The sequence below is a fragment of the Allorhizocola rhizosphaerae genome, assembly GCF_003426775.1.
Taxonomy (GTDB): Bacteria; Actinomycetota; Actinomycetes; order Mycobacteriales; family Micromonosporaceae; genus Allorhizocola; species Allorhizocola rhizosphaerae.
On sequence record NZ_QJUG01000304.1, the window covers coordinates 1 to 8,117 of the forward strand.

Here is an 8,117-nt window from a genome sequence, read left to right on the forward strand (position 1 = left end):
GTGTTGACGAAGAAGCCAACGACATCGTTGAGCGCATCATCCGTGCGTCCCGCCACAACCGTGCCGATCGGGATGTCCTGACCCGCGCCGGCTCGTGACAGGGCCACGCCGAGCGCGGCCTGCAACACCATGAGCAGGCTCGCGGAGTGGCGATGCGACAGGTCCACCAATCGCTGGTGCACATCCGCGTCAAGCCCGGCGACCACGATGCCGCCCGCGTCGGTGGCCGGCTCGGGCCGTGGCCGGTCGATGGGCAGGTCCAGCACGGGCGGCGCGCCTTCGAGGGTCTCGCGCCAGAAGTCCAGCTGCTGCGGAAGGTCAGCCTCCACCAGCTCCCGCTGCCACAGCGTGTAGTCCGCATACTGCACGGGCAGCGGCTCCCAATCGGGCGCACGCCCGTCCACACGTGCCGCATAGGCCGTCGACAGATCCCGCCACAACGGAGCCATCGACCAACCGTCGGTCGCGATGTGGTGCAACAGGAGCACCAACACGGAACCGTCACACAGCCAGGCCCGCAACGGGATGTCGGTCTCCAGGTCGAACACGTGCCGGATGGCCGCCTCAACGGTGACGCCAACCGTCAACTCGGGCGTCACGTCACGGAGCACACGCTGGACCGGCTCGCCGTCCACCATGGGATACACGGTCCGCAACACCTCATGCCGGCCGACCACATCGGACAATGCCAACGCGAGCGCATCACGATCCGGAGCACGGTCCAAACGCACCACGAGAGGCACGTTGTAAGCCGTCGAACCACCCTCCAACCGCGACAGGAACCACAACCTGCGCTGGGCGAACGACAACGGCACCGCGCTCGCCTGCTGAACCATGGACATGGGGGCTTGGCCTTTCTCTGCTGAAGGTTATCGGGCTACTGCACGACCATCCCGGCCTCGGTGCGGCGGCGCAGCGTGGGCCGGGCGGGCTCGCCGGCGGTGCTCTGGAAGCGCTCGGCGAGCGCCGCCACGGTCGGGGCCTGGAACAGGTCACGGATGCCCAGCTCCACGCCGAGCACCGAGCGGATGCGGTTGACCAGCCGAACGGCCAGCAGCGAGTGCCCGCCGATCTTGAAGAAGTTGTCCTCGACCCCGACCCGCTCGACGCCGAGGATCTCGGCGAACACGTCGCACAACATTTGCTCACGCGGATTGGCCGGGTCGGATCGGGTCGGGCCCTCGTCGGGCCGGCTGTCCGTCTTCTCCTCCTCGACGATCCGGATGCCGCCATCGACCGACCACACCGCCCGCTCGCCCGTCGCACGCAGGATCCCCACCACCCCAGGCGGTACCGGTTGCCCGCGCTCATCGAGCACCCGGCCGTCGAGCACGGCGTGCTCCTCGGGGGTCAGCAGGTCGATGTCGTCGACGGGCTGACTCGGGTCGGCCAGCACGGCCTGCACGAGCCGGGTCAGGCGTGCCGTCAGGGCTTCGATCGTGGTCCGGTCGAACAGATCGGTGGCGTATTCCAGCACACCGTGGATGAAGTCCGGCTCCTCCTTGAGCGCCAGCGTCAGGTCGAACTTCGCGATGCCGGTCGTGAACGGGACATCGTCGGCGGGCAGGCTTGAGTGGGTGATGCTCGCGCCGATGTTGTTCTGGAGCACGAGCATGACCTGCACCAGAGGGTGATGTGCCTCGGACCGGGCGGGGTTGAGCTCCTCCACCAGGCGCTCGAACGGCAGGTCCTGGTTGGCGTACGCGGCCAGGTCGGCATCGCGCACGCGCTCGACAAGCTCGGCAAAGGCCGGGTTGCCGGAGACGTCCGTGCGCATGACAAGCGTGTTGACGAAGAACCCGACCAGATCGTTGAGCGCCTCATCGTTTCGCCCCGCGACCACTGTGCCGATCGGGACGTCGTGCCCGGCTCCATGCCGGGACAACAGCGCGGCGAACGCGGCCTGCATGACCATGAACAGGGTCGCGCCGGTCTCGCGAGCGAGCTCATGCAGCCCGGCGGGAAGGGTAAACGTCACCAGGTCGCCGCGGTGGCTGGCGACCGCCGGGCGGGGCCGATCGGTGGGCAGGTCCAGCACCTGTGGCGCGCCATCGAGCGCCTCCCGCCAAAAGGCGAGCTGGTCGCGCTCGCCCGGCAGTTGCTGTTGCCACAGCGCGTAGTCCGCGTATTGCACCGGCAACGGCTCCCAATCGGGCGCGTGCCCCGCACACCTTGCCGCATAAGCGGTGGACAGATCGGCCAACAGCGGCGCGAGCGACCACCCGTCGCCCGCGATGTGGTGCAAAAGAAGCACCAACACGGACCCGTCGATCAGCCAGGCCCGGAACGGGATCTCGGCCGACAGGTCGAACACGTAACCGGTCGCCGCGTCGATCGCCGCGTCCAGACCGTCGGGAGTGGACGAGACCACGGTCAACTCGGGCCTCGCATCCGGCAGGATCACCTGGCACGGCTCCCCGTCCACTGTGGCGTAAATGGTACGCAAGACCTCGTGCCGTGCGACCACGTCGCCCAGCGCGAGGGGCAGGGCCTGGCGATCGGGCTCCTGGTGCAGGCGCAGCACGATCGGCACGTTGTAGGCGCGCGACGCCTCCCACTGCGCCAAGAACCACAACCGCCGTTGCGCGAACGACAGCGGGATCGGCTCGGGACGGGCCATGGGTGTCAACGCGGGCCGCACACCCGCCCCGACAAGCTCACCGATGCGCCGGTCGAGCGCGGCCACCGTGGGCGACGCGAACACGTCTCGGATACCCACCTCGATGCCCAGCACCGACCGGATGCGGCTCACCAGCCGGACAGCGAGCAGCGAGTGCCCGCCGAGCCGGAAGAAGTTGTCGCCCGGGTTCACCCGCTCGACCCCGAGGATGTCCGCGAACAGTCCGCATAGGATCTCGGCGCGCGGCGACAGCACACCGGGCTCGGCGTGAGCGAGAGCGACAGGCGAAACGCGCGCCGCCTCGATCCGGGCCCGCTTGGCCTCCAGCAAGCGGCTCTCCTGCTCGGTGAGCGACCCGTCGTGCGCCAACACCCGTAGATACACGTCGAGCACAAGCTGAGCAGTCGCCTCGTCGAACAGATCGGTCGCGTACTGGAGCCAGATCTCCACCCCCTCCTCCAGCTCCGCGCAGAAGAACGTGAGGTCGAACTTGGCGCTCTGCAGCTTCGCCGGCTCGACCCGGCCCTCGACCCCGCCGAGCCGCACGCTCGTCTGCACGTCGCTGTCGAGCGTCAGCATCACCTGGAACAGCGGGTGGCACGACAGCGAGCGCACCGGGTTGAGGTGCTCCACGAGCAGGTCAAACGGCAAATCCTGGTGCGCGAACGCGGCCAGGTCGGCGTCGCGCACCCGCTCGACAACCTCGCCAAACGAGGCGCCCGACACCTCTGTCCGCAGCACCAACGTGTTGACGAAGAAGCCGACCAGATCGTTGAGATCCTCCTCGTCGGAGCGGCCGGCCACGGCGGTCCCGATCGGGATGTCGTTACCGGCGCCCAGCCGCGACAACGCCAATCCGAGGCCCGCCTGCAACACCATGAACAAACTCGCCCGGTGCCGACGCGCGAGCGCCAGCAGCCGTTGGTGCGCGGCCGCGTCCAGCCGGGCCGTCACCGTCGCGCCGCGATGGCTGGCGGCCTCCGGGCGCGGCCGGTCGAACGGGAGCGCCAGCTCCGGCGGTGCGCCGTCGAGCGCCTCCCGCCAGAAGCCGAACTGCTCCGATAGCAGACTGTCCGGATCGGACGCGTCGCCGAGCAGTTCCTGTTGCCACAGCGCGTAATCCGCATACTGCACCGGCAGCGGCTCCCACTCCGGCTCGTGTCCGGCCAAGCGGGCCTCATACGCGGCCGACAGATCGCGCAACAGCGGGGCCGTCGACCAACCGTCGGTCGCGATGTGGTGCAACAGGAGCACCAACACGGACCCGTCACACAGCCAGGCCCGCAACGGGATGTCGGTCTCCAGATCGAACACGTGCGGGGCGGCCGCCGCGCCAACGGTCAACTCGGGCACCACATCACTGAGCACGACCTGGACCGGCTCGCCGTCCACCATGGGGTACACGGTCCGCAGCACCTCATGCCGGGCAACCACATCGGCAAGCGCGGCCCGCAGCGCGGCCACGTCGAGCTCACCACTGAACCGCACGACCAGCGGCACGTTGTAGGCCGCCGATCCACCGTCCAACCGCGACATGAACCACAGCCGCCGCTGCGCGTACGACAACGGAGTCACAGCAATCCCTTCCGACGTGTTGGGCCCTAGACGGACGCGAGCTCCAACATGGACTCGATCTCCCGGGCAAGGTCACGCAACCGGGGGTTTTCGTAGACCTTCTTGACCGGCAGGCGCACGCCCAGCTCGGATCGCACACCGGCGACCAGCTTGATAGCGAGCAACGAATGTCCGCCGAGCTTGAAGAAGTTGTCGTCCGCACTGACGCGCGGCGTGCCGAGCACGTGCGACCAGACGTCGGCGATCAGCTGCTCGACCCGCCCGGCTGGCTGGTCCCCTTCCACCACAACGGCTGTGGCCTGCGGCGCGGGCAGCGCGGCCCGGTCGAGCTTGCCGTTGGTGGTTGTCGGGAAGCGCTCCAGCCACATGAACGCGGCCGGCACCATGTAGCCCGGCAGGTTCGCCGCCACAGACGCGCGCAGCTGCTCCTCATCGACGGGCTGTGCCGCGCGGTAGTACGCGACCAGGCCCGGCCCGTTGGGCAGGTCTTCCCGCAGCACGACAGCCACCTCGGTCACATGCGCCGAGACAGCCGACTCGATCTCGCCGATCTCGATGCGGTGACCGCGCAGCTTGATCTGCCCATCGCGGCGGCCCACGTAGTCGAGCCGTCCGTCAGGCAGGCGCCGGCACAGGTCGCCGGTGCGGTACATGCGCGTGCCATCGGACGCGTCGATGTCGGCGGGGAAGCGCTCCGCCGTAAGGCCCGGACGGTGGCGATAGCCACGGCCCACGCGAGGCCCGGCCAGGTAGAGCTCGCCGATCTCGCCGTCCGCGACAGGGCGCAGTTGCTCGTCGAGCAGGCGCATGGACAGTCCGGGTAGGACGGTGCCGATGTGCGGCTTGACGCCCGACGTGATCCACCCGGCGGTCGAGTCGACCGTGCATTCGGTTGGGCCGTAGAGGTTTACGGCCCTCAGCGCGCCAGAGTCGACCAGATCCGCGAGGCGCTGCCACAGCGACGGGCTGATCGCCTCACCACCGACCAGCAGCGTCAGCGGAGCACGCCGGTCGGCGAGATGGTCCACGAGCGCATCGGCGTGCGACGGCGTGATGTCCAGATCGGTCAGGGCAGCGTCATCGATCAGTTTTGCCAGCAGTTCCGGGTCGGACCGCGTCTGGTCGTCGATCATCACGACGGTGTCGCCCCGGCAGAGCCGGACCCACTGCTGCACCGAGGCGTCGAACGACGGCGACGCGTTCCAGCTGACCCGGCCGCCGTCGGTGATCGCGATGCCCTCGGACTCCAGCTCGGCCAGCAGGGCCGCGGCCGAGCCCCGGCTGATCTCGACACCCTTCGGGCGGCCCGTCGAACCGGAGGTGTAGATGACGTAGGCCAGGTTGCCGGGCTCGACCGCGACCGGCTCATATCCGCCCTCGTACCAGATGTCGGCAGTCAGCTCGTCGAGGGTGAGGCCGCCATCGCCAATCGCGAGATCGGCGCCCGCGTCCTCGATCAGGTAACGCTGCCGCTCGGCGGGTAGCTTCGGGTCCACGGGCAGATATGCGGCGCCGGCCGTCAGCGTGCCCACGAGGGCCACGACCAGCTCCGCGCCACGCGGAAGGGTAAGCGCCACAACGCTTTCCACCCCGACACCGCGTGCGGCAAGGCCGCGGGCGATGCGCATTGCCTCGGTCCGCAGCTCACCGAACGTCACGGTGCGGTCCCCGGCGACCACGGCGGGCCGGTCAGCCGGAACCTCGGCGAGGCGGGCAAGCAGATCCGTCGCCATGGTCACTCCTCAAAGATCTTGGTAGACGGCTCGGTCGTGGGCCGGCAGGCGCTCAGCTCGATTGGGTCGCCCATCGCGACCAGGATCTTGCGGTCCCCGCGGAACGACTCCCGGCCGTGCGCGCACAGGATGTTGTCGACCATCAACAGGTCGCCCGGCTGGTACGTCTCGCGCATGGTCACCTGGTGGTAGACCGCGTTGAGCGCGTCCACCTCGTCACGGGTCAGCGCCGTGCCGTCGCCAACATAGGTGTCGAACGGCAGACCGTCGTCGCCGTAGGTCTCCAGCAGCACGTCGCGCACGTCCGGGTCGAGCGACCACCGGTTCCAGAACGCGAAGTGGTTGAACCACGACTGCTCGCCCGTCACCGGGTGCGTCACGATCGCGGAACGCCGTTGCCGCGTGCGCAATTCGCCTTCGCTGACCCACTCGTACCCAATGACGTTCTCGTCGCAATAGGCCTCCACGACGGCGGGATCGTCAGTGGCGAAACTCTTGTGCCACGGCAGCCCGGCGAGTTCGGAATAGTTGCGCACCAGCAGCCAGCCCGCCCTGGCGAACCGTTCGCGCAGCTGCGCGGGCACGAGCCGCAGCGCCTCGCGCATGTCGCCGACGGTCGTGGCGCCGCCCTCCTCCGGAGCGATCACGCACCCGAACAGCAGCACACCCGGGAAGTCCAAAGTATAACTGTTCTCGTTGTGCAACCGGATTGGTTGCGCCGCAGGCAAATCCGTGGAGGAGAAGACTCCCTCGCCGAAGTCGGTGCGCGGCGTTGCTTTTTCTTTGTACGAAGCGCGCCTCGGCAGCAACACGTCGCGTGCACGGGCGAAATCCGCGGCGTCGCGCACCGGCAGCCCGCGAACCATCAGGCATCCGGAGCGAAGCAGCTCGTCCTTCAGCACAGCCTGATGCGCTTCAAGCCATTCGATCCCCTCGCCGAGACTCTCACATTGCGGCGTAACGACAATCGGTGGTTTTCCCGCGGCCTTCGTGACTTGCAGATCCATCACGGCCGCATTGCTCGTGGGCATGGCAATTTCCTCCTATAGCGGATCGAAGAGTCAGGCAAACTGATGCCGGGTCATGAGCACCGCATGCACAATCGACATGAACGCAGCCATCTCCTGCTGGAAGTAGAAGTGACCGCCGGGCAGGACCCGCACCTCACTCGGGCCGGAGGTGACGCGCGACCAGTCCGGCAGCGTGCCCACCGGCACGACCGGGTCCTCCGCCCCGCCGACGACGGTCGCCGGGCAGGTCAGCGACTCGACCTCACCGGTGAACCGGTACGCGTCGTCGATGGCGAAGTCGGCCCGGATCGGCGGCAGCACGATCTCACGCAGCTCCGGCTCGTCCAGGATGCCGTCCTCGGTGCCGCCACGCTCCTTGATCGCGGCGATCAGCTCGTCGTCGCTGAGCCGTTCCGGGTACACCGGGCTGGGATTGGGCAGATATGGCGCGCGGCACGCCGACGCCACGAAGGCACGCGGCGGCCGCCCGGCCAGGGTCAGAGCCCGCGCAATCTCAAACGCCACAAGCGAACCCATGCTGTGGCCGAGCACGACGAGGTCGTCGGTGTCGGCGGGCAGGCAGCGCAGGATCGGGCCCGCCAAGTCATCGATGCTGCGCGGTAACTCCTCGGTGAAACGCGCGCCACGGCCCGGATACTGTCCGATGAGCAGGCGCACATTGCCGGGCAGCAGCTCGCGCCACTGCGCGTAGGTGTGTGCGCTGCCGCCGGCGTGCGGGAGCACGAGCAGCGACAACGTTTGGTCTGTGGCGTCACCGCGCAGTGTCCACACCACGTCCTCAGGGACAAGACTCACAGCAGTACTCCAATTCATCATGGGAACATCTCAATGGTCGCGGCTCATGCCCGCCGCAACCGGCGGAAGGCCAGGCAGATCTGGGGCGGTTCGCCGGCGCAGCGCCGGCCGACTCCGCTTCGCGGGCTTGCTCTCGCTACGGCATTGCGTCAGCGCTACCGGAGTCGGATGGTGAAAGATGTCAGCAATCGTGAGATTGAGCCCAAGGGCACCACCAATGCGAGCCGCCAGCCGGGCCGCAAGCAGCGAATGCCCACCCAGGTCGAAGAAGCTGTCATCAATCGAGACCGTTTGCACACCGAGAACCTCCGCAAACAGCCCACAAAGAATCTCTTCCTCGGGTGTACGCGGCTTGCGCCCGGC

The 8,117-nt window shown here is 68.2% G+C and carries 6 protein-coding genes; all 6 read right to left on the reverse strand.

What is annotated here, in order from left to right:
* On the reverse strand, positions 1-842 hold an 842-nt coding region (locus DM816_RS37950), incomplete at its 3' end, for a condensation domain-containing protein (RefSeq protein WP_246002587.1).
* A gap of 35 nt (positions 843-877) precedes the next feature.
* Positions 878-4,195 (reverse strand): condensation domain-containing protein, encoded by a 3,318-nt coding sequence (locus DM816_RS37955; protein ID WP_117215331.1) that lies wholly within the window; start codon positions 4,193-4,195, stop codon positions 878-880.
* 26 nt (positions 4,196-4,221) lie between these two features.
* Positions 4,222-5,928 carry a non-ribosomal peptide synthetase gene (locus DM816_RS37960; RefSeq protein WP_117215332.1) on the reverse strand — a complete coding sequence of 569 codons (1,707 nt, stop codon included), beginning with the start codon at positions 5,926-5,928 and terminating at the stop codon, positions 4,222-4,224.
* A 2-nt stretch (positions 5,929-5,930) separates the two neighbouring features.
* Positions 5,931-6,959 carry a TauD/TfdA family dioxygenase gene (locus DM816_RS37965; RefSeq protein WP_117215333.1) on the reverse strand — a complete coding sequence of 343 codons (1,029 nt, stop codon included), beginning with the start codon at positions 6,957-6,959 and terminating at the stop codon, positions 5,931-5,933.
* Between the two features lie 30 nt (positions 6,960-6,989).
* Positions 6,990-7,754 (reverse strand): thioesterase II family protein, encoded by a 765-nt coding sequence (locus DM816_RS37970; RefSeq protein ID WP_246002588.1) that lies wholly within the window; start codon positions 7,752-7,754, stop codon positions 6,990-6,992.
* A gap of 30 nt (positions 7,755-7,784) precedes the next feature.
* Positions 7,785-8,117: phosphopantetheine-binding protein (locus tag DM816_RS37975; protein ID WP_211589031.1), on the reverse strand; the 333-nt coding region annotated here is incomplete at its 5' end.

Coding starts and splice junctions, on each gene's coding strand:
- DM816_RS37960 (WP_117215332.1), bottom strand. CDS start 5,928: ATGGCGACGGATCTGCTTGCCCGCCTCGCCGAGGTTCCGGCTGACCGG.
- DM816_RS37965 (WP_117215333.1), bottom strand. CDS start 6,959: ATGCCCACGAGCAATGCGGCCGTGATGGATCTGCAAGTCACGAAGGCC.